We start from the raw sequence: 26948 nt of genomic DNA, 5'->3' as shown, positions 1-26948 counted from the left end.
CATTAAGATCTTACGCCGAAAAATGACTTAATCTTAGCCATCATTCCTTTGTTTTGCTCTTCAAGCACTTGTAAAGGAACAGATTCACCTAAAATACGGCGGGCAATATTTCGATATGCAATGGAAGCGCGGTTTTTCGGGTCCATCGCAATCGGTTCGCCATGATTGGAAGCTTTAATGACTTCATCATCATCAGCCACGATTCCGAGCAAATCGATCGACAGATGCTGTACGATTTCGTCGATATCCATCGTGTCACCGTTTTTCATCAGGTGATTTCTGATTCTGTTTACAACAAGCCGCGGCGATTCAACATTTTCTTCTTGCTCCAGCAGCCCTATAATACGGTCAGCATCACGAACGGCTGAGATTTCAGGCGTAGTGACCACAATCGCTTTATCAGCTCCGGAAACGGCATTTTTGTACCCTTGCTCGATTCCCGCAGGACAGTCTATGATGACATAGTCAAATTCCTGTTTGAGCTCTTGGACCATGTTTTTAATTTGTTCAGGAGCAACAGCTGTCTTATCGCTCGTTTGAGCAGCAGGCATTAAATAGAGCAGATCATCAAAACGTTTGTCTTTTACGAGCGCCTGATGCATTTTGCATCTGCCCTCTACAACGTCTACAAGATCGTAAATAATTCTATTTTCAAGACCCATTACAACATCAAGGTTGCGCAGTCCTATATCAGTATCCACTAAGCATACGCGCTTCCCTAAAATGGCTAAGGCGGTACCGAGGTTCGCAGATGTTGTTGTTTTACCTACTCCGCCTTTTCCCGAAGTTATTACGATAGCCTCACCCAATTCACATTCCTCCCTCAAGCCTTGTTAGATCAGGTCTTAAATGAGCCAAATGTTGAAGGCGTTCAATGACCATATTTCCGTCTGTATCTAAATAAGCACATTCCATTTCGTTCCCTTTTTGAATGTGGTCTGGGGAGCGATTTAACACATGATTGATTCTTAATTGTGTCGGCAGCATTTCAGAGGCGGCGATGACCGCTTGATTATTTCCGTTAAAACCGGCGTGCGCGATTCCTTTCAGGGAGCCCAGAACAAAAATGTTCCCTCCGGCCCTGACTGTTCCGCCGGGATTCACATCACCGATCAGGAGCAAGTCGCCTTTTACCTGCAGCACCTGGCCTGAACGGACAATTTTTGAAACAGAAATAATTTCGGCTTCCTCTTTTATCCGCTGTGCTTCTTTTTTAGTAATGACTTCACTGTCAATAGAATGAACAAACAAATCTTTCTTTGACGCAATCAATTCAGTCAGCTGTTCCTCTTGCTCCTTATATAAAAAGCGATTTCCCAGCTTAACATGGACGCTGATTTTCTGGCCTTTTCCATCGGTATATTGTTCAATTGACAGCATATTCTGAAGACCATCGAGAAGCTCATCAAAAGAACACGCATCATCCAGATGCAATGTTAACCCATTCTTTGTTCCTTTTATCGTTACATATTGCTGCTTTTTGGTCTTCACAATATTCACCTCAACAACATACTCATTTCGTCAAAAAAAGATAAAATCCTTTTTACTCATCTCGCAATTCTTTCTTTAGACTCATAAAAAATAATCTAAACGGCAGAACAAGAATAAGAGCTGCTACAATATTCAATAAAATTGTCGGTATAAACCGGTCAAGCACAAATCCGTTAAACGTCATAATATCTTTATGAATCAAAGACTGAATGCCGAATACGTAAAATTCGAGCAGACAGACAGCCAGAACTGCTATCAATATCACTACAAATGCGTTTGTATGCAGCACTTTAAACGCTTTTGAAGCCAAATAGCATAGCCCGGCAAAACCAAACATGTAAACACCTAATAGACTTGTATAGTTCATGTCATATAGAAAACCAAATATAAATCCGTAAATCATCGCGTGTTTTTGGTTGATAAAAGCCGACATGAATATCAATACAAGCATCAAAAAACGCGGAGCGAGCACTTGGTCGTCTGTAACGAAAGGAAAATGCACCAAATCTGTAAAAATGCTTTCCGCAGAAAAAACAAGCATCATAACGAAAGGGAGAAGGAAACGTTTCACGATCCTTCCTCCTCTGTATCGACAGTCGGCACGTCACGGTTAACAACGATCACATTATTTAAATCGGTAAGGTCAGCCGCAGGTTTTACATAAGCAACCTTCGTTAATCCATAGGAATCTGACTCGATATCAGTCACTTCACCGATTGTCAGCCCTTCTGGGAAAACACCGCCTGTTCCTGATGTTTCAATAAGATCGCCTTTTTTCACGTCTTGTTTATCCTTACGCTCAATAATTGTCATCTTAAGACGTTTTTTCTCTTTGTCATACCCTTCGATCAAGCCGTAGCCTTTGCTGCCTTTTTTTCCGGAAATTTTCGTCGCGACTCTGTTATTGCGGTCAGTATCGCTTAAAAGCTGAACAGTTGAAGTGAAATTGTTCAGTCCGGAACTTTTGATCTTGCCGATTAATGCGCCTTTTTCGTTCGTAACGGCCATATCTTTCGCTACGTTTTGCTGAGTCCCCTTGTTAATGGTGACCTGTTTCGCCCAATTATCAGGGCTTCTGGCGATGACCGTTGCCAAAATCGGCTTGTAATCCTTAATCGATTTGACATGGCCAAGCTCGGCACGCAAGGATTTGTTTTCTTCTTCAAGCTCTTGAAGCTTGGCTTCATATTGTGTCTGTCCGTCAAGCTTTTCTCTCAGACGCTCGTTTTCTTTGTATGTGTTTTTTAAATCATTGATGTTCTCAAATATTCCTGCAAAAAATTCGGCAGGCGTATGAAAAATATTTTGAAATACTCCCGTCGTATCGCCGATCACTTTCTCAGGCCAGGTGGTATTGCGGCCGCCCTTCAGCGAAAATCCAATCATAGCCACCAATATGATAATACACAGAAGTAATAGCATTAACCGCTTATTCGGCATCGTGTTACACCTCTTCTATTGAACTCCCGATTATCTAGTTTTCCCTTTGAAAAGATGGATGTGCTCCAGTGCTTTCCCTGTTCCGATCGCTACACAATCAAGCGGATCTTCGGCGATAAGGACCGGCATTTTCGTTTCTTCGCTAATGACTTTGTCCAAATTGCGAAGAAGCGCTCCGCCGCCAGTTAACACTATACCTCTGTCCATGATATCTGCTGCAAGCTCAGGCGGTGTTTTTTCGAGTGTGCTCTTCACGGCTTCAACAATTGTAGATACAGTGTCGCGTAGAGCGTTAGAAATCTCTTTTCCTGTAATTTCGATTGTTTTCGGCAGACCTGTCAGCAGATCGCGTCCGCGGATTTCCATGTTATCGGACTCTTCAGGAGCTTCTGCAGATCCGATTTCCATTTTAATCGCTTCAGCCGTACGGTCACCGATCATCAGGTTGTATGTTTTTCTGATGTAGTTGATAATCGCGTCATCCATCTCATCACCGGCTACGCGGATTGATTGAGACGTTACGATGCCTCCGAGGGAAATAATCGCAACTTCTGTCGTACCGCCCCCGATATCAACAACCATGCTACCAGTCGGTTCCCAAACTGGCAGATTGGCTCCGATTGCTGCCGCAAATGGCTCTTCAATCGGATACGCGTCACGTGCTCCCGCCTGTCTTGTCGCATCGATAACAGCGCGTTCTTCAACAGCTGTAATACCTGATGGAACACATACCATTACATATGGTTTTCTGGCAAACATGCCTTTATTTTTAATGGCCTGATTGATGTAATATTTCATCATCGTCGCCGTTGTTTCATAATCAGCGATAACGCCGTCTTTCATCGGGCGCAGAGCCACCACGTTGCCCGGTGTCCGTCCAATCATATTTTTCGCATCATTTCCGACAGCAACAATCGATTTCGTATCCGTCTGCAAAGCGACAACTGACGGCTCTCTCACAACAATTCCTTTTCCTTTTACAAAAACAAGCGTATTCGCAGTTCCAAGATCTATACCAAGGTCTCTTGCACCAATTCCAAACATATGTATGTATCTTCCTTTCTTAAAGCAAAAATACCCTAAAGGGAAAAACTCATAAACTCTATTATAGCTTAATTCGACGAAAAAAAAAGTGTTACAAATATCCTTTTTCCTTTAAACTCACAAATTTTTTGTCCCCGATCACCAAATGGTCGAGCAGCTCGATGCCAATCAGGTTTCCGCATTCAAACAGCCGTCTTGTCACTTCAATATCTTCCCTGCTCGGCGTTGGATCTCCAGATGGATGATTATGAACACAGATAAAGGAAGCGGCAGATCGTTTAAACGCTTCTTTAAACACCTCTCGCGGGTGGACAATAGATGAATTCAGGCTTCCGATAAATACGGTGCGTTTATGGATGACTTGATTTTTTGTATTTAAGTATAAACAGACAAAATGCTCCTGGGTTAAAAAGCGCATATCCTCCATGACAAGATTAGCGCCGTCTTCCGGGGAGCGAATGACGAAATGTTCTTCGTTGGCTAATTTATGAATCCGGCTTCCGAGTTCAACTGCTGCCAGTATTTGAATCGCTTTTACCATACCGATTCCAGGGATGCTTGACAGCTCTTCAACCGATGCTTCCTTCAGCAGACGCAGCCCGTCAAAAGAGCGCAGCAGCCGGTTTGACAGCTCCAAAACAGATTCGTGTTTAGTCCCTGTCCGCAATAATATAGCCAAAAGTTCATGATTCGCTAAGTTCTCGGCTCCGACTTTCAGGAGCCGTTCTCTTGGCTTTTCTTTCGTTGGGAAATCTCTGAGTTTTAATGGCAGATCGTGTATGACCAAGCACTCCTTTTCTTTCCCTTCCCGTTTATAAAATCATCATGCCTTTATATCAAAATGACGTAGAGCTCTCATTGTTTTTGATATAGGAAGGCCCATGACTGAATAATAATCTCCGTCTATTTTCTTTACAAAAAGCGCGCCTCTTCCTTGGATGCCGTATGCACCTGCTTTATCCATCGGCTCTTTTGTTTCAATATACGTCCAAATCTCTTCTTCACTGAGGGGCCAAAACGCAACTTCTGTCTTATCATAAAAAGTCTCGCTGTGATTTTCAGCTTGAATGCTGACCGCGGTTATTACTGAGTGACTTCGGCCTGAAAGCCTCCGCAGCATGGATGCAGCTTCTTCTTGATCCTGCGGTTTTCCGAGGCATTCGCTGTCAAGGCATACCATTGTATCAGCACCGATAACAATTGCATGCGGGTGGAGATCAGCAACAGCCTTAGCTTTTTGTTTTGCCAACCATTGGACGTTTTCTTCTGGTGAAAGGTTTCGATTTAATTTTTCTTCTACTTCACTGACAATAATGGAGTAGGGCAGCTGGAGAAGATCGAGGAGTTCTTTCCTGCGCGGAGATTGTGATGCAAGTATTAGCGGTTTTGTCATGTTCGTCATCCTTTCAGGGTTTGCTTAAGAAAAAAAGATACTCGTTTATCCTACCAAATCACGGGGCTTGTCACAATTTCAGAAAAATAACTTTTTCATGACAAAATAAAAAAAGCCTGTCACTAAAGGACGAAGGCTCACGCATTTTCTCTTATTTAACGACGGCTAACAGCTGCTGCTGAGCCTTCCATCCGGCTGCAGCACTTGGCTCCTCTAACTCCTTTAATGCCTGCAGAATCGCTTTTTTCTCTCCTGTTTCTGACGCTTTTGTTTCACCAAGCGACTTTTCTATTTTTTCTACACTCGCTTTTGCAATGTCTTCGCCGAGAATCGCCTTTGTCGCAAGCTCCGCTGTTTCCTTAAAAGAATCTGTCATATCCGACTCTATTGATAAAGAAAGCTCCTTTCCTCCCCAAGCTTCAAAATCACTGTCGATTAAAAGCTGTCCTAACTGCTGTGAGACATCCTTTTCACTTGCTAAGCCTGCAATAACATACGTATACCCATCATCCTTTGACAGTGACACGGCGGAATAACCTTTTTCGGTCAATTGTTTTGTTAACGTTTCGGCACCCTTTTCATTTGAAAATTTTCCGGCTTGCACAGCGTATGTTTTGTATGTACCTTCAGTTTGTGCCGCTTGTTTTTCTGTGCCTGAGGTTTGTTTATCAGCAGAAGCATCTCCGGCTTTTGCCGTTTGGCTGCCTAGAGAATCCTCTAAAGAGGCCGGTGCTGACGCTTCTTTATTCCCCGACATGCTTAACGCGAATAGCCCTAACCCAGTGCCAATGACAGCCGCGAAGGCAATCGTCGCAGCCACTCTTTTTACTGGTTTGGCAGTCCCGGTCTTTCCTTTTGCATAAGACTTTGATTTTTTCTTTTGATAAGGAGGTACAACTTTAGGGTCCTCTTTAAACACCTTGTCCTCCTCGGAATCCCAATTAAATTCATCTTCATCAGGATGTTCCTGGGATGCCGCAACCTCTTGTTCTGCCTTTCTTTTTTCCTCCCAATTTGAAAATGTCATGCTTTTATCCGCCTCTGTATCTTGCGTCTCTTGTTCGTAAACTGTCTCTTCTTTTCCATTAATCGTCACCTTGAGGGCTTTTTCTGCGGCTTTACTGTTTTTTTTATTCTTTCTTTTTTTCAATTCCGCTTCCTCCCTTCATTTGCTTGACCGTTCTTGTCGGCTTTTCATGCTACACACTTTAGCACAGGCGAAAAAAAAAAGAACAAGACTTTTGTCGTCTTGTCCAAAAAACGTTCGTCAAATTTTTCAGCAGTCATCCCGATGCCATTTTGATATAAAACGAAATGATAGAGTCCCCGTATAAATAGGTTAAAATACTCCCTGCCGCTATTGCGGGGGCAAAGGGAAGCGGCTGCTTTTTGGCGAGTCTACCAGTCAGAACAGCTGCCGACCCGTACAATGCGCCTATTAAAACAGAAAAGAAAAAGGCAGCCGCCAGCATTTTCACACCAAGCACAAAGCCAATCACCGCAAATAATTTAATATCTCCTCCCCCTACTCCCCCATGAGTGATTGCGGCAATTAAAGCCAGAAATAGAAATCCGGCTGCAGCACCTAACAGGCCTGCATACCAGGAATCAAGCGGAGAAATCAATCTCGCAGCGACCAAAAAGGGAAGGAAAAAAATCAATATTCGATTTGGAATCAGCATATAATGAAGATCTGTCACTGCAACAATAATGAGAAGAGAGAGAAACACGACAGCGGTTAACAATTCCAGCGACATGCCAAAGCGTATTCCTGCGGCGGCAAATAAACACGCTGTCAAAAGCTCAGCCGCGGGATACATAAAAGAAATCCTATGCCCGCAGCTTTTACATTTACCTTTTTGAAATAGGAATGACAGGATGGGAATTAATTCTGCAGGGGTCAAAGCCCGCCGGCAAAACGAGCATGATGAACGGGGCGCGATAATAGATAGATGTAAGGGGATACGGCGCCCGGCCGTATAGTAAAAAGAACCAAGGATAAGCCCGAAGATAAAAAGAATGAATAGCATAGACAACACACCTTTACTCACTGAGTTCTGGTATAGATTGTAGCAAAATGAGAAACTTGAACTCCAATCGGGATTATGCAATTTTACACATAAAAAAGCCGGCAGAATCTTTTTTCGATTCTGCCGGAGCCTGATGCGTTTATTTCAACCGTTTGCGAATGTCAGAAATAAAATAAAGAGATCCGGTAATCAGCACAATTTCATGTGAATCCTTTTTGCTTTCTACGAAATTGATCACATCGTCTGGATCTTCACTCCAGCTTTTATTTCTGATTTCACTTGCATCATAGAGATCTTTTGCAAGAGAAGCACGGGGAAAATCAAAAGAAGCAAAATGAATCTCATCAGCTATGGTTTCCAGTCTTTTAATCATGTTCTGATACGGTTTGTCCTTTAACGCGCTAAATACCACAGAAATGCGTGAATTGGCGAAACGCTGCTTCATCGTTTCCGCCAGCTTTTCAACACCTTCTTCGTTATGCGCACCGTCTAAGTAAACTGGAGGATTTTCTTGAACAAGCTCTAACCGTCCAGGCCAAGCAGCCTTCACAAGCCCGCTTCTTAACGCTTCATCACTGATATGGGCAATATTCTCCTTATTGAGCCACTCCGCAGCCAAAATGGATAAAGCAGCATTTTGTCTTTGGTGGGTGCCAATCAAGGATGTCCGAATATCTTCATAACATTTTTCGCCCGTTTTGAATGAAAACTGTTCTCCTGCAGGCAGAGCCTCTTCATTGAAAATAACACAGGTATCATGTAATGACTGGAACGGCGCAGCATGCCGTTCAGCTTCATGGCGGATGACCTGTAAAGCTTCGGGCTGGGTAACTGCTGTAACGATTGGAATACCTTCTTTAATAATACCGGCCTTTTCTCCTGCAATTTCTTCAATGGTGTTTCCCAAAATATTCATATGATCGTGTCCGATGCTTGTGATCACAGTTAAAAGCGGCTCTACTACATTCGTAGAATCGAATCTGCCGCCCAAACCTGTTTCAAAAATAACAAAATCTACCTTATGAAATTCTGCAAAATATAAAAATGCACAGGCCGTCATAATTTCAAATTCTGTCGGCTGCCCGTGTTCCGTTTGATCAAGGGCTTCAACGTGCGGTTTCATTTGATTAACGAGTGCTGTCCATTCCTCATCTGTAATCGGTGTCCCGTTTACGCTGATCCGTTCATTAAACGTAATGATATAAGGCGATGTAAACGTTCCTACCGTATATCCGGCTTCCTGCAGCATAGAACGGATAAAAGCGACAGTTGATCCTTTACCGTTTGTTCCTGCGACGTGGAGCGCGCGGATTTTTTTTTCAGGATGTCCTAAACGCGCCATCAGCTGCTCCATTCGGCCAAGCCCGGGTTTCACCCCGAATTTCAGCCGCCCGTGAATCCAGCTGCGCGCTTCTTGATATGCAGTAAACAATGATAATCCCCTCTTTTATAAGACAAGGCGGTTTCTCTAGAAACCGCCTCGGCTTTTCATTAGCCCTTCAGCTCAGCCATTCGTTTTTGAACAGCGTCACGCTTTGCCACATAATCTTTTTCTTTTTCACGTTCTTCATCAATTACGTGTGCAGGCGCTTTTTTCATAAATCCTTCATTTCCAAGTTTCTTTTGGACGCGCTCGACTTCTTTCGTCAGCTTATCGAATTCTTTTTGCAGACGGGCAATTTCTTCATCAATATTAATTAAGCCTTCAAGCGGAAGAATAACCTCTGCTCCTGAAACAACGGCCGTCATCGCTTTATCAACAGCCTCGATATCCGTGCCGATTTTAAGCACACTCGGATTCGTAAAGCGTTCAACATATGAACGGTTCGCTTCGAGGCGGGCTGCTATTTCGTCTGTGCTTGTTTTAATATACAGTTCAACCAGCTTGCTCATTGGCGTATTGACTTCACTGCGGATATTACGCACAGAACGGATCAGCTCAACAAGAAGCTTCATGTCAGCTGCCGCTTCAGTATCGGTATGCTCCGGCACGACAACAGGCCATTGACTTACTGTAATCGATTCCCCTTGGTGAGGAAGGTGCTGCCAAATTTCCTCTGTTAAGAATGGCATAAACGGATGGAGCAGACGCATCGTTTGATCAAGCACGTAAGCAAGGATGGAGCGGGTAGTTTTCTTAGCCGCTTCGTCTTCTCCATAAAGCGGAAGCTTCGCCATTTCAATATACCAGTCACAGAAATCATCCCAAATAAAGTTATATAAATGGCGTCCGACTTCACCAAATTCATATCGGTCAGCAAGCTGGGTCACGTGCTCGATCGTTTCATTTAATCGCGTTAAAATCCACTTGTCAGCGACTGATTTTTCGCCTGACAGATCAAGCTCATCGTACGTCATGCCATCCATGTTCATTAATGCAAAACGAGAGGCGTTCCAAATTTTATTGGCAAAATTCCATGTCGATTCCACTTTTTCATAGCTGAAGCGCAGATCCTGGCCAGGAGAGCTTCCAGTCGCAAGGAAATAACGCAGAGAATCAGCTCCGTACTTGTCAATGACATCCATCGGATCGACACCGTTGCCAAGAGATTTACTCATTTTCCGGCCTTGCTCGTCACGGATTAAACCATGAATTAAAACATCCTTGAACGGGCGCTCGTTTGTAAATTCAATGCCTTGGAAAATCATGCGTGACACCCAGAAGAAAATGATGTCATACCCTGTCACGAGAACGTCTGTCGGATAGTAACGTTTAAAGTCTTCAGCTGTTACATCAGGCCAGCCCATTGTGGAGAAAGGCCATAGCGCAGAACTGAACCATGTATCCAGCACGTCTGTATCCTGTTCCCAATTTTCGCTCTCCTCCGGCGCTTCAAGCCCGACATATAGCTCTCCTGTTTCTTTATGATACCAGGCAGGAATACGATGGCCCCACCACAACTGACGGGAGATACACCAATCGCGAATGTTTTCCATCCAGTGTAAATACGTTTTTTCAAAACGGTCAGGCACAAAATTGACTTTTTCTTCTTTCTTTTGCAGTTCAATCGCTGCATCAGCAAGCGGCTGCATGCGCACGAACCATTGTGTAGAAAGATAAGGCTCCACAACAGCCCCGCTTCGTTCACTATGGCCGACAGAATGCATATGATCCTCGATTTTAAAGAGGACTCCCGCTTCCTGTAAATCTTTCACGAGCTTTTTGCGGCATTCAAAACGATCCATACCTTGATAGTGCAATGCATTTTCATTCATCGTGCCGTCTTCATTCATGACAAGAATGCGTTCTAAATTGTGGCGGTTGCCAAGCTCGAAGTCGTTCGGATCATGAGCAGGCGTAATTTTCACCGCACCTGAACCAAATTCCATATCAACATAGTCATCACCGACAATCGGAATTTCACGATTTACAATCGGCAGGATCACCGTTTTTCCAATAAGGTGTTTATAGCGTTCGTCTTCAGGGTGCACGGCAACTGCTGTATCACCGAGCATCGTTTCAGGACGTGTCGTCGCAATTTCAATTGAACCTGTCCCATCAGCAAGCGGATAGCTCATATGATAGAACGCGCCTTGAACATCCTTGTAAATCACCTCAATGTCGGATAGGGCTGTCTTTGTCGCTGGGTCCCAGTTAATAATATATTCGCCTCTGTAGATCAGGCCTTTTTCATAAAGCTTAACGAATACTTCCCGTACCGCTTTGCTTAAGCCCTCATCCAGCGTAAAACGTTCCCGGGAATAATCAAGGCCAAGACCTAATTTCGCCCACTGGCTGCGAATAAAGTCAGCATACTCTTCCTTCCACTTCCACGTTTCTTCGAGGAATTTTTCACGGCCCAAATCGTAGCGGGATTTGCCTTCTTCACGAAGTTTCGCCTCCACTTTAGCCTGTGTCGCGATGCCGGCGTGGTCCATGCCAGGCAGCCACAGCACATCATAGCCCTGCATGCGTTTCATTCTTGTTACAATGTCTTGCAGCGTTGTATCCCATGCGTGGCCAAGGTGTAGTCTTCCAGTTACGTTTGGCGGCGGGATGACAACAGAGTATGGCTCTTTTGCCTGGTCACTGCCCGCTTCAAAAAATTTGCCTTTTAGCCAAAAATCATATCGGTCTTTTTCGACCGCTGCCGGATCATATTTCGTCGGCATTGTTTGTTCATTCGTTTCCATCATAACCCTCCAGCATGTTTAAAAATGGCTGAGAACGAAAAAAGAGCTCTTCATCCCTGTAAAAGGACGAAAAACTCTTTCGCGGTACCACCTTTTTTCATGAACTCTATCAGTTCATGCACTTATAACGGATAACGGGTGTTTCCCGAATTTCTCTACTCTTCCTTCAAGAAATTATGCTCCCGGGCGACCTTCCAATCAGACAGCATAAGAAGCCTTTCAGCAAACGGCTTCTCTCTCTGCATGCGCCTTTTTTGTACTCTTCCCGTTCTAAGCAGGTGTATTTATCAGCTCATTGTATACATTATTTATGTTCTTTATTATAGTAAAAGTGTTTTTGATTCGTCAATCATCTTTTCCAAAAACACCGCTTTCTATACAGATAGGCAGGCACCTATTGCCCAAGTTTACATATGATGCTTGTAAATGCGTAGAGGAGGATGCACTGTGAAGAAACGTTTCAGCTCTTATTCGCTGCCGCCATGGGTCAGGCAAATTCGGCTTGTATCCGCACAAGTGATTATTCCCATTACGATTTTTCAAGGAATCAGAACCATTTTCTTTCCGACAACCTTTGATGTTTTGCTGCTCGCAATCCTAATCTTTTTAGCTTGCGCCCTTCATTTAGAATGGATATAAACAAACAAGTCCGCGCCATTAAGACGTGGACTCGTTTTCAGCCTGAAATTTTTTCTCTTGTTCAATCTGATGAATTTTCATCACAAACGGCTCTATATTTTTCATTTGCCAATACGCCTTTAATAATTGTGTACATTCCTCTTTTTCATGCTGTCTTTTCCCGGTTTGATAACCGTTCAGCACCTTGTACATGGCTTGCGGATAAGCCATATAGCTGAGAAATAGACTGACTTCCGCTTCACGTAAAGGAAATGATTTCGTATATCCATAAAACCATTCGACGCATTCCGGACAAGCTTTCGGAAAGCCTCTGAACATTTTTGTAAAAAAGCCGAGCAGGTCGTTTTGCGGCGGACCGACAGAAGCTCTTTCGAAGTTTGTAAAATATCCGGTCCCGGTATCATTATATAGAAAATGGTGTATAGACAGGCTGCCGTGGTTCATTACAACCCTTGAAACGTCCTTTTCCTTTGCCGACTCATACCAGTCCTCCAGCCGCTCTAGCGCAAAGTTCACCGCGGAAATGGTTTCTGAAAAATAGGTGATGGCCTGAAGTTCAAAAGGAGAAAGGTACCACTCCTTCTCTGCTCTATCCACAAACTGTTCATAGAAGATCTTATCATGTTCCCACTTTTTTTTCGTTTGACCGTAATACCGTTCAATCTCATCACGCCTAACCTTTAGTTCCTGCATGGTTCTTTCGTGAAGGCGGGCTGTCTCTCTAAATAAATAAGCATGTTTCTGATCACGTTCTTCTTCTTGGTCAAATTGGAGCCAAGGCATTAAATAGTAGGTATCTCCGTATTGCCTGCCTGCTGAGAAAAACTCACCGCTATTTGTTCTGTATACAGGAACAAAAGAACGAAAACCTTTTTCCTCAATCGCCACCATATGATCTGTAAATTGCCTGCCGCGACCCTCTTTCAACTTTTTCAGGGCGAATACGCCGTAGTCTGTATACACTTTCCAAACAAGAGGACTGACAGGCTCAATAAATTGAGCAGTCAGTCCGTATTCCTGAAGAACCGATTGGGTATCTTCCATTTCATTCACCACATTTTCCGATCGCTTACGGTTTATGCATGGCTATTTTTATATTGAGGAATATAGAGAATCTGTCCTGCTTTTAATTCATCATCCAAGGCTAAAGAATTCATCCTGATCAGCTGCTGGGATGTAATTTCATACCGTTCGCATAAACGTTCGATCGTATCTTCCTGCTGCACAATGCAGATTTTCATTCTCGAAAACTCATCCTCTTCTCTTGTAAAAAGTTTCGTTAGATAAAGAGAATTATCACTTTCCTTTGTTTGAGGTTCCTTCGTTTCAGCAGCAGGAGAAACCCTAGGAACAGCATTCGTTTCCTTCCTTTCAGTCTCAGAGGATTCAGGCAGCTGGAAGGATTGAAAAGGTGTTTCTTCCATAGGCTCTTCAGCCGGTGGTGTTTTTCTCACTTCAATTTCGAAGCTTTCTTCCTCTTGTTCTTCCTCCTCCAGCAGCTTAGGCGCTGAATAAAAAGAATCCTCCTCTTCTTGTTCGGGCAGGAAGGTACGATAGGCTGGTTCAGGCGATTCTTCTTGGGATGCCTCCTCCGAGCTTGTTTTTTGATTGAAATGGAAATGTAAATCGGCTTTGTCACTCTCCGCATATACTGCCGAAGCTGTTTTTTTCTCTCTGTTTTCTTCTATGGAGAGAGCGGCCTCTGGTACATTCTCCAAAGCTCCATCCGGTTCCGGCTCTTCTTGACAAAGCGCCGTACCAGCCTGATCCGATTGAGGCTCTTCTTCATTTTGAGCCTCTTGACGCAATGCGTATTCATGAATAGATGTTTCTGCTTTTTCCTCTTTGACCACAGTCTCTGAATGAAGTTCAGCTTCCAATGCAGGCGATTCTTCTGCGCCAGCGTGTTCATGAAGCTCATCCTCCGCTGGAGAGTCTGCTTTTTCACGAACATCTGCTGCAGCTGCCGGCTCTGCCGTTTCTTTTTTTGCTTTACCGATCTCTTGAATCTCTATTTCTGAAGCAGCAGGTTCTGGCTCCGATTCTGCTGTTTCCGATTCTGTACGAACCTCTGCTTCCATCACTGCAGGCTCTTCAGCCTCGTCTTCCTCTTTTCCATCTTCTCTGGCCTCTGGTTCTGAAGCAACCGATTCAGGCGGCTCAGATTCTGCTTTTTCTGTCTCCAGTTCTTCACGGAGCCCTGCTTTTGAGACAAAAAGTTCTGGCGGTTCATCCTGAAGAACTGCTTTCTCTGCCGATGATGCACCTGGTTCTTCTACATTATGTGCCGGCGGCTCTGAAAGCTCTTCCTCCCTGAACGCCTCAGAAGCTTCATATAAAGGTATCTCCGGTTCTTTGTCTTGCGTATCATCCAAAAGACCTTCGATCGCTAAATCAGCTTGAATTGTTAAAATGCGCGAATCCGTTAATTGATAGTCAAATGCGTCAATAAAAACAAAGACATCCTGTAAATGGCTCACTTTATTTTTTGGAATGGTAATATCCACAGGAAAACAGTGAGCCAGTTCCGCACTTCCATCCTCTCTCTTTCTGACTTGCTCAACAAACCGCTTATCTGTATACATCTCTTCGGTATGTTTGTTTTGATCTATGTTGTACTCACCTGTAAGTTCAAGCGATCCTCTGATTGATACATAATCATTTACTTCCTGAACCCTGATATCAGGATCTAATGAAATTGAAAGCAGTTCAGAAACTTCCTGTCCTTTTTGGAAACAGATCGATTCTTCTACAGAAAATTGCAATCGTTGATTTTGCGGCAAGTTCATATCCTCCTTTCATCTAATCCTTAAAATTAGATGTCACTAAAGGTGTATGTATAAACTGGAGAAAATATGAGTGGGAGCGCACGAAAAAACCGGCACAAGGAGTCCTTTATGCCGGTTTTCACTCTTATCTGCGGCTGATCTCAGCAAATACGTTCTCAGCTGCCTGAATTGTGTTTTCAATATCTTCATCAGTATGGGCCGTTGAGAGAAACAGTCCTTCGAATTGTGATGGCGGAAGGAAAACCCCTTCATTTGCCATCCCTTTATAATAGCTTGCAAACAGCTTCAAATCTGATGATTTCGCTGTTTCATAATTGATGACAGGTTCGTTTGTAAAGAAGAAACCAATCATGGAACCTGCACGGTTAAAGGTATGCGGAATGCCATGTGCCTCGGCGGCTTTTGAAATTCCTTCTTCCAGCCTGTCGCCTTTTTTGATGAAATCCTTGTAGGATTCAGGTGTCAGCTGCTTCAATGTCTCTAATCCAGCCGTCATCGCAAGCGGGTTGCCTGACAATGTACCCGCTTGATAGATCGGACCGCTCGGAGCGATCTGCTCCATGATTTCTGCCTTTCCGCCATAAGCGCCAACAGGAAGTCCGCCCCCGATTACTTTTCCTAAACAAGTCAGGTCAGGCGTTACGCCGAAGTAGCCTTGAGCGCAGTTATAGTCGACCCGGAAGCCTGTCATCACTTCATCAAAAATCAGCAGGGAGCCATATTGCTCAGTGATATCACGCAGACCCTGCAGGAAGCCTTCTTGCGGCGGAACAACGCCCATATTTCCGGCAACCGGCTCTACAATGACTCCCGCAATGTCTTCACCGAATTGCTGGAAAGCAAGCTTTACACTTTCTAAATCATTGTACGGAACGGTGATGGTATTTTTTGCAATGCCTTCAGGCACACCAGGGCTGTCAGGCAGACCGAGAGTGGCTACACCTGAACCTGCTTTAATCAAGAGGGAATCGCCGTGTCCGTGGTAGCAGCCCTCAAATTTTAGAATCTTGTTGCGGCCCGTATAGCCCCTTGCCAAACGGAGGGCGCTCATTGTAGCCTCCGTTCCGGAGCTGACCATACGTACAATTTCTACAGATGGCACACGATCAATAACGAGCTTTGCCAGTTCATTTTCCACTTCTGTCGGAGCACCGAAGCTTGTCCCGTATTCAGCCACTTTTTTAAGGCTTTCAACAACGCGGTCATTCGTATGTCCTAAAATTAAAGGCCCCCATGACAAGACGTAGTCAATATATTCATTCCCGTCAATATCAAAGATTTTCGAGCCTTTTCCGCGCTCCATAAAAATCGGGTCCATGTCTACCGATTTAAATGCGCGAACGGGACTGTTCACACCACCCGGCATGAGTTTTTGCGCTTCTTTAAAAGCCGTTTTTGATTTTTCATAGCTTCTCATCTGCCTCAACTCCTGTCAACTGAATAAAATTACTCCGCAAGCCATTTCGCTGCGTCTTTCGCATGATACGTAATAATCAGGTCCGCACCCGCGCGCTTCATGCTTGTCAAAATTTCCAACACAATTTCTTTTTCCTTGATCCAGCCGTTCTGCGCTGCAGCCTTCACCATTGAATACTCTCCGCTTACATTATAAGCGACGAGCGGCAAAGTAAACTCATTTTTCACGTCACGCATGATATCCATATATGAAAGCGAAGGTTTGACAATCAAAAAGTCCGCGCCTTCCTCGACATCTGATTGTGCTTCGCGGAGTGCCTCCATACGGTTGGCAGGATCCATCTGATATGTTTTGCGGTCACCAAATTGCGGTGTGCTGTTTGCTGCGTCACGGAACGGACCGTAAAACTCACTTGAATATTTTACAGCGTAAGACATGATTGGAATATTGACGAATCCTTCTTTATCGAGCGCTTCTCTGATCACTGTAACAAATCCGTCCATCATGTTTGATGGCGCAATGATATCCGCACCTGCCTTCGCTTGGCTGACAGCTGTCTGTGCTAAAAGCTCAAGCGATTCATCATTGAGGATGACCCCATCTTTGACAAGTCCGCAATGGCCGTGGTCTGTATATTCGCATAAGCACGTGTCAGCGACAACCACCATTTCAGGGAAGTGTTTTTTAATTTCCGTGATGGCTTTTTGAACGATACCATGATCATGGTACGCTTGAGTTCCGCAATCATCCTTTTCTTCCGGGATGCCGAACACGATAACAGATTGAATTCCCAGTTTGACCAGCTCAGCTACTTCATCCTTCAATAGATCTAATGATACATGATAAACATCAGGCATTGACGGAACAGCTTTTTTGCCTTCAAGCCCTTCTACGACAAAAATCGGATAGATAAAATCGGATGGATGCAAACGTGTTTCCTTTACCATCTCTCTCATTGCATTTGATGTCCGCAGGCGGCGGTGTCTATTAAATGATTGACTCATATTCTCTCTTCCTCTCTAGACATGCTGCACATTAACTCAAGCATGCCATCTATTGTAAATGTATCTGGTGTATACGATGTAATGCCATACGTCAGAAGGGCGTCCCTTGTTAAAGGTCCGATGGTGATACAGGCAGTCTCATTCGCCTTCCACTTTTTTAATTCTTCTCCCAAGACATGCATAAACGTATGTACGGTTGATGAACTCGTAAATGTTACATAGTCAAAGGAATATTGACCCGCAGCCTTCTTCAGTGCCTTGATGCCTTCTTCGTCCGGAATCGTTTCGTAGAGAACCCATTCCTTCACTTCAAAACCGAGCGGAACAAGCTCTTGTTTTATCACATCACGTGACAAATTCCCCTTCATCACGGTAATCCGCTCTCCCGGTTCAGCATGCTGCTTAAGAGCTGCAGCCAATTGTTCAGCAATATAGTCCTGTGGCATCACATCAACCGATACGTTATGCGTTTTTAAACGGCAGGCGGTTTTTTCACCGACGGCCGCAATTTTTTTATGTGCAGGGAGAATAAGCTGATTTTCCTTCAGATAAGAAAAAAAGAAGTCTGCCCCATTCACGCTTGTAAAAACAAGCCAGCCTGGCGCGGCAAGATCCTCTCTCACCTGTTCCGCAACATCATTCGGCAAAGCGGGGCGAAACGTAATCAAAGAGGTCAAAACCGCTTTTCCGCCGAGCGCCTCCACTTTGTGCCGGAATGATGTAGCCTGTGCCTTATTCCGGGTGACAAGCACTGTTTTTCCTTTCAGGGGAAAATCATTTTCCATCCTCATCAAGCTCCCGTTTTACACGATCAATTAAATCTTTTGCTCCTTTGTCAGCCATAAGAGCGGCACAACGCTTTCCTACTTCCTCCGGATCGTTCCCGGTGACGGTTTCTTTAAAAATGATTTTGCCGTCAGGAGAAGCGACAAGCCCTGTCATTTCAATTTCATCCTGTCCGTTTAACACAGAGTAGCCTGCGATCGGAACCTGGCAGCCGCCCTCCATCGCATTTAAAAAAGCACGTTCTGCCAAAACAGTCCGTTTTGTATATTCATCTGTAAACTGAGAAAACAACGCCAACAGCTCTTCATCCGATTCTCGGCACTCAATCGCCAGTGCTCCTTGCCCCACAGCAGGCAAACAGCGCTCAGGCTCAAGGAATTCGGTTACGACATCCTGCTTCCACCCCATTCTGGAAAGGCCGGCAGCGGCTAAAATAATCGCGTCATAATCCTCTGTTTCAAGCTTTTGAAGTCTCGTATCTATATTCCCTCTAATCCATTTAATTGTAAGGTCAGGCCGCTCAATCAAAAGCTGTGCGCTTCTTCTTAAACTGCTTGTGCCAATGACAGCGCCTTCCTTCATTTCTGAAAGCTTTACGCGATTCTTTGAAATAAGGGCATCACGAGGATCTTCCCGTTCAGGAATACAGCCGATCACAAGGCCTTCAGGCAAAACAGCAGGCATGTCCTTCATGCTGTGCACTGCCATATCAATTTCTTCGTTTAAAAGCGCTTGTTCAATTTCTTTGACAAACAGCCCTTTTCCACCCACTTTTGAGAGTGTGACATCGACAATCCGGTCACCCTTTGTCACGATCTCTTTAATTTCAAAAGTAAACGAAGGGTTGATTTCTTTCAGTTTTTGGATAACCCATTTTGTTTGAGTCATAGCGAGTTTGCTTCGTCTGGAACCTACTTTAATCGTTCTCATCATTTCTTTCCTCCCGAATCTGCTTGGGACATCATTTAACTGAACCAATGGAATTGCGACAGGCTTCCAAGCAGGAAATAATTGATCATCAGCACGAGAAAACAAGCCGTATTCCACAGTGCAGCGACCTTTCCTTGCAGCTCTTTAATCAGCCTGATATAAAGATAATAGCTGTACAGCAGCAGGACGACAAATGAACCAAGCACTTTGGCGTCAAACCAATACAGCGTTTCTAGAGAGACATATGCCCAAATAACGCCGAGAATCAAACTCAGCAGCAGCATCGGAACGCCGATCACATTTAAAACATACGCCATATAATCAAGCTTTGATAAATCTTCTATTCTCAACAGCCATTTTCCCCACTTTTTCTTTTTCAGCAGATGATATTGAAACATGTACAACACAGAAAAAACGAAAGAAAGGGAAAAAGCGCCGTATGAAAGAATCGCCATTGTAATATGAATCACCAAAAGTTCTGACACAAGCTGCCCGGAAAAAGCCGCTGACTGCTGCTCTGTCGGTGAAAATGTGTGAATGGCGATCATAGAAAATCCTATAACATTTGTAAAAAACACAATAAAGTCAACACGTAAAAGCTTTGTCAGTACAAGTGACAGCGTGACAAGCACCCAGGCATAAAAATAAAGCGCCTCCGTGACATTTAATACCGGAAACCGCCCCGTCACCCACATAAAATAGGCCAAATACACGGTTTGCAGAGTCCAGACAATAGAAAGCAACCAGAAGGCCATTTTTCCAGCCTTCCGGTTGTGTTGAAGAAAATCTATAAAATAAAAGAGTACACTTAACGCGTAAATGACGATTGTCCCCTCATTAAGTCTTGCCATTGCAGTATCAATCATTCAGCTTTCACTCACTTACAAGTGGGCTAAAGCCCGCTTTTGATTCAGCCTTTTTAAAAGAGTGGACCTTCTGGCTGCTTTCAAGGGTTTTCATCATTTGACGTCCCGCAGCTTCTTCAATATCAAAAATCTGCATAAACAACGCGAGCTTTTCTTCAGAATCAACATCTGCTGCAAGCTCTTTCACCTTTAAAATCGGATCACGCAGCATTTGGTTAATGATACTTTTGGTGTGTTTGTTCAACAGTTTTTTCTCTCTTGTGCTTAAATGAGGCAGCTTACGCTCGATGCTGTCCATCGTTTCTGACTGGATGGCAAGCGCCTTTTCGCGCAATGCAGAAATAACCGGCACAACACCAAGTGTATTCATCCATTGTTTAAATTCGACAATGGTTTCTTCAATTAACAGTTCAACTTTTTCAGCGGTTTCTCTCCGCTCTTTCATGTTCGCTTCTACAATGCCTTCCAGATCGTCGATATCATAAAGAAAAACACCTTCAAGATCATTCAGCGCCGGATCAAGATCTCTAGGCACGGCAATGTCCACCATAAACAGCGGACGTCCCTTGCGAAGCTTATTCGCGTTTTCCATCATCTCTTTGGACACGACAAATTCACTTGCACCGGTTGAACTGATTAGAATATCAGCCTCCGCAAGCGCGCTTTCAAGCTGATTCAAGCTTCTCGCTTCACCGGAGAAACGGTCAGCAAGCTCCTTGGCTTTCAAGTATGTTCGGTTAATGACAGTGACCTTGCCGATTCCTTGTCCGTGCAGGTTTTCCGCAGCAAGCTCGCCCATTTTTCCCGCACCGAGAATCAATATGTGCTTGCTTGAGAGATTTCCGAAGATTTTTTTAGCAAGTTCAACTGCAGCATAGCTTACAGACACCGCATTTGAGCCAATGTCTGTTTCGGCGTGAGTCCGTTTGCCGACTGTAACGGCCTGCTTAAACAGCTCATTAAAAATAGTCCCGATCGTTTTTTCTTGCTGAGCTGTTTTAAAGCTGTCGCGTACCTGTCCGAGAATCTGCGTTTCGCCAATCACCATAGAGTCAAGTCCGCAGGCTACACGGAATAAATGCTCAACAGCTGCATCGCTCTCATAAAACGTTAAGAACGGTGACAGCTCTTCTTTGCTTAATTGAAACCAATCAGCTAAGAACTTTTTTATATAATAACGGCCGGTATGGAGCTGGTCGACTACCGCATAAATTTCAGTGCGGTTGCAGGTGGAGACAATGATGTTTTCCAGAATGCTTTTCTCTTCTTTCAGCTGCACCATCGCGTCTGCCAGCTCATTCGGCTGAAAACTTACTTTTTCACGTATCTCAATAGGGGCGGATTTATAATCTACTCCCACAACAAGTATATGCATCGCTTTAATTACACCCCCAACGCCCAATCTTAATTTATAATTATTCTAACATAGAACTCATTATTTATAATAATTATAACATAGATTCTTTCACAAAATGTGAACAGATTTTAAAATTCTTATGCTATATTAGAAAAAGCTTCAAGGAAAAGAAGCATTCCTATTGACAATACCAAAAACAGCAGAAATTTACTACACATCAGCTCTAAAAAACAAGAAGGTGATATGCATGAAACAAAAATCAATTTTATTCCCTTGTCTGCTGCTTGCCGCTTCTGTATATGCTTGGCTTGAAAGCGGCCAAGCGGAACTGTTTTCAGGACAGGATCAATGGCCTGTTCTCCTCATGCTGTTAGGCGCAGCCTTTGTATATCAAGGAAAAAAAGAAGCCGTTGCACCCCATTTCTTTATCGGTTTGCTTCTCTTCGGGATCGGTTTACACTTTTTTGCCAAGCCGAAATGGGTATGGTGGCCGGATGATTTTGAAATGCTTCTCTTTATGATCGGCTTCTCACTACTCGTTTCAACCGTTCAAAAAAAAGAATATGTATATGAGGCTGTGTCGATGATTTGTTTTTCCCTGTTTTTGTACTTTTTCAAACAAATTATGGCGTGGCTTGAGTCTGCGCATATTCCAACAGCACTTCTGAAGGAGTATTGGCCGTTTGTCTTTATTGGAATCAGTTTATTGTTATTATTGATAAAACGGAAAAAATCTATACGATAAATAAAACCGGTAGAGGATTCTCTACCGGTTTATCATTTTTTTGATCGCTCCCCAAGCTTCGTCTTTCCCCTTTTTCGTTTCTGAGGAAAAGAGAATCAGCTCGTCTTCCGGATCAATATTTAATGTTTGTCGGACAACCTTCGCGTGTTTGTCCCATTTTCCTTTCGGGATCTTATCCGCCTTTGTAGCGATAATAATAACAGGAATGCCGTAATACTTTAAAAATTCATACATCTGTACATCATCATTGGATGGCGCATGCCGCAAATCAACGATCTGTACCACTGCTTTTAATTCCTCGCGTGTCGTGATATAGGTTTCAATCATTCTGCCCCAAGCTTCACGCTCAGACTTTGACACTTTGGCAAAACCGTACCCCGGCACATCCACAAAATGCAGTTCATCATTGATAATGTAGAAATTAAGCGTTTGTGTTTTTCCAGGCTTTGACGATGTTCTCGCAAGATTTTTGCGATTGATTAATGAATTGATAAAAGACGATTTTCCTACGTTTGATCTTCCGGCCAATGCAATTTCCGGTAGCCCTCCTTCAGGGTACTGTTCCGGTTTTACTGCACTGATCACGATTTCTGACTTTGTGACTTTCATTTCTTCTCTCCTACTAAGGCATGTTCCAAAACTTCGTCTAGGTGGGATGCCAATATAAATGTCAGCCCCTCTCTGACGCTTTCAGGAATATCCTCTATATCTTTTTCATTCTCTTTAGGCGCAATAACGGTCTTCAATCCCGCTCTATGTGCGCCAAGCGCTTTTTCCTTCAGTCCGCCGATTGGCAGCACGCGCCCGCGAAGCGTAATTTCCCCAGTCATGCCGACTTCACGAGAAACTGCACGCCCCGTTAAAGCAGAAACAAGTGCTGTTGCCATCGTAATGCCGGCTGACGGACCATCTTTAGGCACCGCACCCTCTGGTACATGTATATGAATATCATACTTCTCATGAAAGTCAGGTTCAATGCCAAGTTCTTCTGTTTTGGATCGCACATAGCTGAATGCTGCCTGAGCTGACTCTCTCATTACATCTCCGAGCTTTCCAGTCAGGATTAATTTCCCTTTTCCCGGTGAAAGCGATACTTCAATCGAAAGCGTATCTCCGCCAACGGTTGTATAGGCAAGCCCTGTCACTACACCAACTTGATCCTCTGTTTCAGCTTGCCCATATCTGAAAATGCGTTTTCCGATAAAATCTTGGAGGTTCTTCTCAGTAACCGTAATCCGTTTTCGCTCTTCAGCAACAATGGCTTTTGCAGCTTTTCGGCAAATTGCGGCAAGCTGGCGTTCAAGGCTTCTTACACCCGCTTCTCTCGTATAGTAACGAATAATATCAAGAATCGCCTGATCACGCAGCTGCAAGTTGCTTTTCTTCAGCCCGTGTTCTTTGATCTGCTTTGGAAGCAAGTGATCCTTTACGATTTCGAGTTTTTCTATTTCTGTGTAGCCTGCGATATTAATAATTTCCATTCTATCTCTGAGCGGCCCTGGAATTGTAGCCAAATTGTTCGCCGTTGCGATAAACAGCACTTTTGATAAATCAAAGGTTTCTTCAATATAGTGATCACTGAAGCTGCTGTTTTGCTCTGGATCAAGCACTTCAAGCATAGCAGATGACGGGTCTCCTCTAAAATCAGATGACATTTTGTCAATTTCATCTAATAAGAAAACCGGATTCAGCTTGCCGGCTTTTTTCATCCCCTGAATAATCCGTCCCGGCATTGCTCCGACATAGGTTCGTCTGTGTCCGCGGATCTCTGATTCATCCCGTACTCCTCCGAGTGAGATTCTGACGAATTTCCGTCCCAAGCTTTTTGCAATTGATTTGGCTAAAGACGTCTTTCCGACACCTGGAGGTCCTGCCAAACAGAGGATCGGGCCTTTCAGGGATTTTGTCAGCTTCTGGACAGCCAAATATTCTAAAATACGTTCTTTTACTTTTTCAAGTCCGTGATGCTCTTCGTCCAAGAGACGTCCTGCTTCTTTCAAATCAAGCTTATCATCTGTTTCATCCGTCCACGGGAGAGCAATCAGCCAGTCGATATAGCTGCGGATGACGGAGCTTTCCGCAGAACTTGACGGAATTTTTTCATATCGGTTCAATTCCTTAAGGGCTGTTTCCTTCACATGATCAGGCATGCCTGCTTCTTCAATTTTTTCAGTCAGCGTCTGAACTTCGCCAGTTTTGCCTTCTTTATCGCCAAGCTCTTTTTGGATCGCCTTCATCTGTTCACGCAAATAGTATTCCTTCTGCGTACGTTCCATTGAACGTTTGACACGCTGGCCGATTTTTTTCTCAATCTCCAGCACTTCTTTTTCATTATTAATAAAATCAATGACCTTGTTCAGCCTGTCTTTGACATCTGCCGTTTCTAAAATATCCTGCTTATCCTTTAGTTTAAGGGGCAGATGAGAAGCAACGATGTCTGCCATTCTCCCCGGCTCTTCGATATCAGTAACCGTGGCGTACGTTTCGGCCGAGATTTTTTTAGAAATTTTTATGTACTGATCAAAGTGGTCTAGCAAAGTCCGCATCAACGCTTCGTCTTCTGTATCTTTTGAATCATCTTCATGAATGAGTTGAATGTCAACCGACGTGTATTCCTCGTGTTCATTATATTTAACGATTTGGGCGCGCTTGAGGCCCTCCACCAACACACGAATCGTACCGTTCGGAAGCTTCAGCATTTGCTTAATTTTTGTATAGGTGCCGACAGTGAAAATCTCGTCTTCACCAGGTTCGTCTATCGAAATATCCTGCTGAGTGGCTAAAAATATCATATGATCATGCATCATTGCCTGTTCAAGAGCCTGAACCGACTTGTCACGTCCTACATCTAAATGCAAAACCATCGTCGGGTACACTAATAAACCTCTTAAAGGGAGGAGCGGGATGCTGCGTTTTAATTCTTCTGCCATGTGACTGACACCTCCGTGACTTTAGTATGAACCATTATAATACAACTTTTTCATCCTTGTACAATAAACGGCATGGTTCCATTTTCTATAAAGCAGTCTCCTCGTAGTATACCCTTTCTTTCTGATATGAAAAAGGAAAAGATGTCCTTCATGAAAAAAACCCTATTATAAAAATAGGGTTTAAACGGATTCTTTATTAATTTCAATATGGAACGGTTTTTGTTCCGTTGGCGGATTCACTAAAATTTCATCAAGCACTTCTTGGAACGTCTTCACTGCAATAATCTCGATTTCGTCAATCTGCTTTAAGATCGCCTGCTGATTTTCATGTGGGATAATCACCTTTTTCGCACCGGACTGCTTGGCCGCTTTTATTTTCGGTATAACGCCTCCGATAGGTTTCACAAGGCCGTTCAAGCTGATTTCGCCTGTCATCGCAACGGTATTGTCAATAGGAATTTTATGTATCGCCGAGAAAATCCCCGCCGCCATCGCGATGCCTGCTGACGGACCATCAATCGGAACCCCTCCAGGGAAATTGATATGAATATCATAATCAGACGGCTTCATTCCCATTGTCCGGAGCACGGTTAACACATTTTCAACCGAACCCTTCGCCATGCTTTTTCTCCTGATTGATTTTGATTGGCTGCCGATGCTTTCTTCTTCAGCTATTCCTGTGATATTAATTGATCCTTTATCTTGAGCCGCGGTTACACTTACTTCGATTTCCAGAAGCGACCCGCTGTTAGGACCATAGACTGCAAGCCCATTTACAATGCCGACCTGCGGTTCAACACCGATTTTTTGCTCATGCTTCGGTGTAAGCTGACTAGAGTGGATGACCCATTCAATATCCTCAATGGTAATGTCTTTCCGATTCTCCGTAACAGCCATCCCCGCTGCGATTTGAATCATATTGACAGCTTCCCGTCCATTCCTCGTATAGCTGGTCAGCAGATCGAGGCCTTCTTCAGAGATATTTTTTTCAATTTTATCCGCTGCTGTTTTGGCAACAGTTTTCAGTTCGTCCTTTTCAAGCTCGCGGAAAAAAACCTCCAAACAGCGGGACCTGATAGCTGGCGGAATTTCGTTTGGCATTCTTGTGGTTGCGCCAATCAGGCGAAAATCAGCCGGCAGCCCATTTTGAAAAATATCATGAATGTGATTTGGAATTTGTGTATTTTCCTCACTGTAATACGCACTGTCTAAAAAGACTTTTCTGTCCTCAAGCACCTTCAGCATTTTATTCATTTGAATCGGATGCAGCTCCCCTATTTCATCAATAAACAGCACACCGCCATGGGCATGAGTGACAGCTCCCTGCTTCGGCTGCGGTATCCCAGCCTGCCCCATTGCTCCGGCCCCTTGGTATATCGGGTCATGGACAGAGCCGATGAGCGGATCGGCAATTCCTCTTTCATCAAAACGGGCTGTTGTCGCATCGAGTTCCACAAAAACAGCTTGCTCTTTAAACGGTGATTGTTTATGTTTTTTTGCTTCTTCCAACACAAGCCGCGCAGCAGCCGTTTTTCCAACTCCCGGCGGTCCATAGACAATGACATGCTGAGGATTCGGTCCGCACAAAGCCGCCTTTAATGCTTTAATACCGTCTTCCTGTCCGACAATATCTTGAAAGCTTTTGGGGCGGACCTTTTCAGATAATGGCTCGGACAAGCTGATAGCGCGCATTTTCCGAAGCTGCTCCATTTCCTTCTTTGATTCTTTATCTATCGTGACCTTTTGTGTCCTTTGATTTTTAAGCAAATTCCAAAAATACAAACCAATGATGATCCCAAAAAACAGCTGAATAAATAACGCGATCCCTGTCCAACTCATGGTGGTCCCTCCTGAAAAACAATTTATGTATCCAATTCATTCCTCTGATTGCTAGTATCTCCCATAGGAGGCGGGAATAAACGTTTTTCCGGAAGAGTTTACATGCAAAAAACC

The 26948-nt window shown here is 43.9% G+C and carries 24 protein-coding genes and 1 other annotated feature; of the genes, 2 read left to right on the top strand and 22 right to left on the bottom strand.

Translation table 11 applies throughout. The features are described from left to right. Positions 1–2: 2 nt before the first annotated feature. From minD to valS, 11 genes are all read right to left on the bottom strand, one after another. On the bottom strand, positions 3–809 hold the full coding sequence (minD, locus tag NZD81_RS01640; RefSeq protein ID WP_014664846.1) for a septum site-determining protein MinD: 807 nt from the start codon (positions 807–809) through the stop codon (positions 3–5). 1 nt (position 810) lies between these two features. Further along, positions 811–1491, bottom strand: a complete 681-nt coding sequence (gene minC, locus NZD81_RS01635) for a septum site-determining protein MinC (RefSeq protein ID WP_014664847.1) — start codon at positions 1489–1491, stop codon at positions 811–813. A 52-nt stretch (positions 1492–1543) separates the two neighbouring features. Next, complete coding sequence (gene mreD, locus NZD81_RS01630; RefSeq protein WP_014664848.1) at positions 1544–2062, bottom strand: rod shape-determining protein MreD; 519 nt, start codon at positions 2060–2062, stop codon at positions 1544–1546. Further along, positions 2059–2931, bottom strand: coding sequence for a rod shape-determining protein MreC (gene mreC / locus NZD81_RS01625; RefSeq protein WP_040082268.1), 873 nt, complete (start codon positions 2929–2931; stop codon positions 2059–2061). Before mreC ends, mreD begins: the two co-directional genes overlap by 4 nt. A 30-nt stretch (positions 2932–2961) precedes the next feature. After that, on the bottom strand, positions 2962–3975 hold the full coding sequence (gene mreB, locus NZD81_RS01620) for a cell shape-determining protein MreB (protein ID WP_003229650.1): 1014 nt from the start codon (positions 3973–3975) through the stop codon (positions 2962–2964). Between the two features lie 91 nt (positions 3976–4066). Further along, complete coding sequence (gene radC / locus NZD81_RS01615) at positions 4067–4762, bottom strand: RadC family protein (RefSeq protein ID WP_014664850.1); 696 nt, start codon at positions 4760–4762, stop codon at positions 4067–4069. Positions 4763–4798: 36 nt separating this feature from the next. Beyond that, positions 4799–5368: a Maf family nucleotide pyrophosphatase gene (locus NZD81_RS01610; protein WP_040082267.1), complete on the bottom strand. Its 570-nt coding sequence runs from the start codon at positions 5366–5368 to the stop codon at positions 4799–4801. Between the two features lie 151 nt (positions 5369–5519). Then, positions 5520–6518: an SPOR domain-containing protein gene (locus NZD81_RS01605; RefSeq protein ID WP_282372952.1), complete on the bottom strand. Its 999-nt coding sequence runs from the start codon at positions 6516–6518 to the stop codon at positions 5520–5522. A 133-nt stretch (positions 6519–6651) separates the two neighbouring features. Beyond that, positions 6652–7398, bottom strand: a complete 747-nt coding sequence (locus NZD81_RS01600) for a prepilin peptidase (RefSeq protein WP_282372953.1) — start codon at positions 7396–7398, stop codon at positions 6652–6654. Positions 7399–7537: 139 nt separating this feature from the next. Beyond that, entirely contained in the window at positions 7538–8830 is a 1293-nt protein-coding gene (locus NZD81_RS01595; protein ID WP_136654297.1) for a bifunctional folylpolyglutamate synthase/dihydrofolate synthase, read from the bottom strand. Between the two features lie 59 nt (positions 8831–8889). Beyond that, entirely contained in the window at positions 8890–11532 is a 2643-nt protein-coding gene (gene valS / locus NZD81_RS01590) for a valine--tRNA ligase (RefSeq protein WP_282372955.1), read from the bottom strand. 59 nt (positions 11533–11591) lie between these two features. Next, positions 11592–11814 (bottom strand) — a binding site (T-box leader). A 165-nt stretch (positions 11815–11979) separates the two neighbouring features. Between valS and NZD81_RS01585 the strand changes: the two genes are divergently transcribed. After that, positions 11980–12171 (top strand): hypothetical protein, encoded by a 192-nt coding sequence (locus tag NZD81_RS01585; protein ID WP_003222590.1) that lies wholly within the window; start codon positions 11980–11982, stop codon positions 12169–12171. Positions 12172–12189: 18 nt separating this feature from the next. Here NZD81_RS01585 and cotN read toward each other — a convergent pair whose 3' ends face one another. From cotN to hemA, 8 genes are all read right to left on the bottom strand, one after another. After that, entirely contained in the window at positions 12190–13215 is a 1026-nt protein-coding gene (gene cotN, locus NZD81_RS01580) for a spore coat protein CotN (RefSeq protein ID WP_282372956.1), read from the bottom strand. 32 nt (positions 13216–13247) lie between these two features. Continuing rightward, on the bottom strand, positions 13248–14954 hold the full coding sequence (locus tag NZD81_RS01575) for a LysM peptidoglycan-binding domain-containing protein (RefSeq protein WP_282372957.1): 1707 nt from the start codon (positions 14952–14954) through the stop codon (positions 13248–13250). Positions 14955–15084: 130 nt separating this feature from the next. Then, complete coding sequence (hemL, locus tag NZD81_RS01570; RefSeq protein WP_289859231.1) at positions 15085–16377, bottom strand: glutamate-1-semialdehyde 2,1-aminomutase; 1293 nt, start codon at positions 16375–16377, stop codon at positions 15085–15087. Positions 16378–16406: 29 nt separating this feature from the next. After that, a complete protein-coding gene (gene hemB / locus NZD81_RS01565) occupies positions 16407–17381 on the bottom strand; it encodes a porphobilinogen synthase (protein WP_071581540.1) in 975 nt (324 codons plus the stop codon). Beyond that, positions 17378–18166, bottom strand: a complete 789-nt coding sequence (gene hemD, locus NZD81_RS01560) for a uroporphyrinogen-III synthase (protein ID WP_014664860.1) — start codon at positions 18164–18166, stop codon at positions 17378–17380. Before hemD ends, hemB begins: the two co-directional genes overlap by 4 nt. Continuing rightward, on the bottom strand, positions 18156–19100 hold the full coding sequence (gene hemC, locus NZD81_RS01555) for a hydroxymethylbilane synthase (RefSeq protein ID WP_014664861.1): 945 nt from the start codon (positions 19098–19100) through the stop codon (positions 18156–18158). Before hemC ends, hemD begins: the two co-directional genes overlap by 11 nt. Positions 19101–19132: 32 nt before the next feature. Further along, positions 19133–19963 (bottom strand): cytochrome c biogenesis protein, encoded by an 831-nt coding sequence (locus NZD81_RS01550; RefSeq protein WP_003222575.1) that lies wholly within the window; start codon positions 19961–19963, stop codon positions 19133–19135. 7 nt (positions 19964–19970) lie between these two features. Beyond that, positions 19971–21338 carry a glutamyl-tRNA reductase gene (hemA, locus tag NZD81_RS01545; RefSeq protein WP_014664862.1) on the bottom strand — a complete coding sequence of 456 codons (1368 nt, stop codon included), beginning with the start codon at positions 21336–21338 and terminating at the stop codon, positions 19971–19973. A gap of 229 nt (positions 21339–21567) precedes the next feature. Between hemA and NZD81_RS01540 the strand changes: the two genes are divergently transcribed. After that, a complete protein-coding gene (locus NZD81_RS01540) occupies positions 21568–22065 on the top strand; it encodes a hypothetical protein (RefSeq protein ID WP_015714465.1) in 498 nt (165 codons plus the stop codon). A gap of 21 nt (positions 22066–22086) precedes the next feature. Here the strand turns inward: NZD81_RS01540 and yihA are convergent, their stop codons facing one another. From yihA to lonB, 3 genes are all read right to left on the bottom strand, one after another. Continuing rightward, entirely contained in the window at positions 22087–22674 is a 588-nt protein-coding gene (yihA, locus tag NZD81_RS01535) for a ribosome biogenesis GTP-binding protein YihA/YsxC (RefSeq protein WP_014114673.1), read from the bottom strand. Next, a complete protein-coding gene (gene lon, locus NZD81_RS01530; protein ID WP_289859226.1) occupies positions 22671–24995 on the bottom strand; it encodes an endopeptidase La in 2325 nt (774 codons plus the stop codon). The genes yihA and lon overlap by 4 nt, the downstream gene beginning before the upstream one ends. A 180-nt stretch (positions 24996–25175) precedes the next feature. After that, on the bottom strand, positions 25176–26834 hold the full coding sequence (gene lonB, locus NZD81_RS01525; protein ID WP_040082257.1) for an ATP-dependent protease LonB: 1659 nt from the start codon (positions 26832–26834) through the stop codon (positions 25176–25178). Between the last annotated feature and the right edge of the window lie 114 nt (positions 26835–26948).

The sequence above is a fragment of the Bacillus sp. B.PNR1 genome (assembly GCF_030386235.1).
In the GTDB taxonomy this organism is placed as follows: Bacteria; Bacillota; Bacilli; order Bacillales; family Bacillaceae; genus Bacillus; species Bacillus stercoris.
The sequence above is the reverse complement of the archived record's forward strand: the minus strand, read 5'-3'. Positions and strand labels throughout refer to the sequence as shown.

Coding starts and splice junctions, on each gene's coding strand:
- mreC (WP_040082268.1), bottom strand. CDS start 2,931: ATGCCGAATAAGCGGTTAATGCTATTACTTCTGTGTATTATCATATTG.
- mreB (WP_003229650.1), bottom strand. CDS start 3,975: ATGTTTGGAATTGGTGCAAGAGACCTTGGTATAGATCTTGGAACTGCG.
- NZD81_RS01610 (WP_040082267.1), bottom strand. CDS start 5,368: ATGACAAAACCGCTAATACTTGCATCACAATCTCCGCGCAGGAAAGAA.
- NZD81_RS01600 (WP_282372953.1), bottom strand. CDS start 7,398: ATGCTATTCATTCTTTTTATCTTCGGGCTTATCCTTGGTTCTTTTTAC.
- valS (WP_282372955.1), bottom strand. CDS start 11,532: ATGGAAACGAATGAACAAACAATGCCGACGAAATATGATCCGGCAGCG.
- cotN (WP_282372956.1), bottom strand. CDS start 13,215: ATGGAAGATACCCAATCGGTTCTTCAGGAATACGGACTGACTGCTCAA.
- hemL (WP_289859231.1), bottom strand. CDS start 16,377: ATGAGAAGCTATGAAAAATCAAAAACGGCTTTTAAAGAAGCGCAAAAA.
- hemB (WP_071581540.1), bottom strand. CDS start 17,381: ATGAGTCAATCATTTAATAGACACCGCCGCCTGCGGACATCAAATGCA.
- hemD (WP_014664860.1), bottom strand. CDS start 18,166: ATGGAAAATGATTTTCCCCTGAAAGGAAAAACAGTGCTTGTCACCCGG.
- hemC (WP_014664861.1), bottom strand. CDS start 19,100: ATGATGAGAACGATTAAAGTAGGTTCCAGACGAAGCAAACTCGCTATG.
- NZD81_RS01550 (WP_003222575.1), bottom strand. CDS start 19,963: ATGATTGATACTGCAATGGCAAGACTTAATGAGGGGACAATCGTCATT.
- hemA (WP_014664862.1), bottom strand. CDS start 21,338: ATGCATATACTTGTTGTGGGAGTAGATTATAAATCCGCCCCTATTGAG.
- NZD81_RS01540 (WP_015714465.1), top strand. CDS start 21,568: ATGAAACAAAAATCAATTTTATTCCCTTGTCTGCTGCTTGCCGCTTCT.
- yihA (WP_014114673.1), bottom strand. CDS start 22,674: ATGAAAGTCACAAAGTCAGAAATCGTGATCAGTGCAGTAAAACCGGAA.
- lon (WP_289859226.1), bottom strand. CDS start 24,995: ATGGCAGAAGAATTAAAACGCAGCATCCCGCTCCTCCCTTTAAGAGGT.
- lonB (WP_040082257.1), bottom strand. CDS start 26,834: ATGAGTTGGACAGGGATCGCGTTATTTATTCAGCTGTTTTTTGGGATC.